At 65.9% G+C, this 1,328-nt stretch carries 1 protein-coding gene and 1 other annotated feature; the gene reads left to right on the top strand.

Features of this window, described 5'->3' with window-relative positions; genetic code table 11:
- Positions 1-48 precede the first annotated feature (48 nt).
- A protein-coding gene (locus ONR57_RS04675) for an IS3 family transposase (RefSeq protein WP_265121844.1) occupies positions 49-1,313 on the top strand; the annotation gives its coding sequence in 2 pieces (ribosomal slippage) (positions 49-340 and positions 340-1,313; 1,266 coding nt in all).
- Positions 333-461, top strand: a sequence feature (AL1L pseudoknot). Its footprint overlaps the gene before it by 129 nt.
- Positions 1,314-1,328: the final 15 nt, after the last annotated feature.

Below are 1,328 nucleotides of genomic sequence, written 5' to 3'. Positions count from 1 at the left end.
TCGCCCCGCGTCTGGTGGAGGGTCTGATTCCCCGAGAGGATGGGTGTCATGCCAGCACCGAGGAAGTACCCGCAGGAGCTGCGGGAGCGGGCGATGCGGCTCGTGCAGGAAGCGCGAGAGCAGGATCCGGACCTGTCTCTGAACGCGGCGGTGATCCGGATAGGGCAACGGACCGGGGTCAATGCCGACACGTTGCGTGGCTGGGTCAAGCAGGCCGACATCGATGCGGGTAGGCGCCCGGGTGTCACGACCTCGGATGCTGCCCGGATCAAGGAACTCGAGGCTGAGAACCGGGAGCTCAAGCGCGCCAACGAGATCCTGCTGGCGGCCTCCTCGTTCTTCGCGCGGGAGCTCGACCCGCGACTGCCCTGGTAGTTCAGTTCATCGACGATCATCGTCACCGGTTCGGAGTCGAGCCGATCTGCCGCGTGCTCACCGAGCACGGCGTCAAGATCGCTCCGTCCGGCTACTACGCGTTCAAGACCCGCCCCGCGTCCGCGCGGGCGATCCGCGACGAGGAACTGATCGTGGAGATCGAGCGGGTCTTCTGGGACCGGAGACTCGGCCGCGGGATCAGCGGGGCCCGAAAGATGTGGCACCTGCTCAAGCGAGAGGGGATCGTCGTGGCCCGGTGCACCGTCGAGCGCCTCATGCGCCGGCAGGGCCTGCGCGGGGTTCTCCGTGGCAGGCAGTTCGTCACCACCAAGCCCGACGACGCGTCGTTCCGGGCCCCGGATCATGTGCAGCGCTGCTTCCAAGCGGACCGGCCGAACGAGCTCTGGGTAGTCGACTTCACGTATGTACCGACCTGGTCGGGGATGGCGTTCACCGCGTTCGTCACGGATGTCTACTCGCGCCGGATCGTTGGCTGGCGCACGATGAACAGAATGCCCACCGAACTACCGTTGGACGCGCTCGAGATGGCCCTATGGGTCCGCGACCGCGCCGGGCAGGACGTGACCGGCGTGATCCAGCACTCCGACGCCGGCGCTCAATACACCGCGATTCGCTACGCAGAGCGACTCGCCGACGTCGGTGCGATTGCCTCGATCGGCACCGTCGGCGACTCGTATGACAACGCCCTGGCCGAGACCGTGGTCGGGCTCTACAAGACCGAGTGCGTGAAGATCGATGGACCGTTCCGCACCGTCGACGAACTCGAGCTCGCCACACTTTCCTGGGTGCACTGGTTCAACGAGAACCGGCTCCACTCCTCGATCGGCTACCTCACACCGACCGAGAAGGAGAACGAGTACTACCGTGAGAACACCTCCCAGTACCAGCCGGCGCTGGGAGAACCCGCCCTCCACTAAAGCCGGGGCGATTCA

This window comes from Hoyosella sp. YIM 151337 (assembly GCF_026041215.1).
Taxonomy (GTDB): domain Bacteria; phylum Actinomycetota; class Actinomycetes; order Mycobacteriales; family Mycobacteriaceae; genus Hoyosella.
This window is presented reverse-complemented; position numbering and strand designations above follow the sequence as displayed.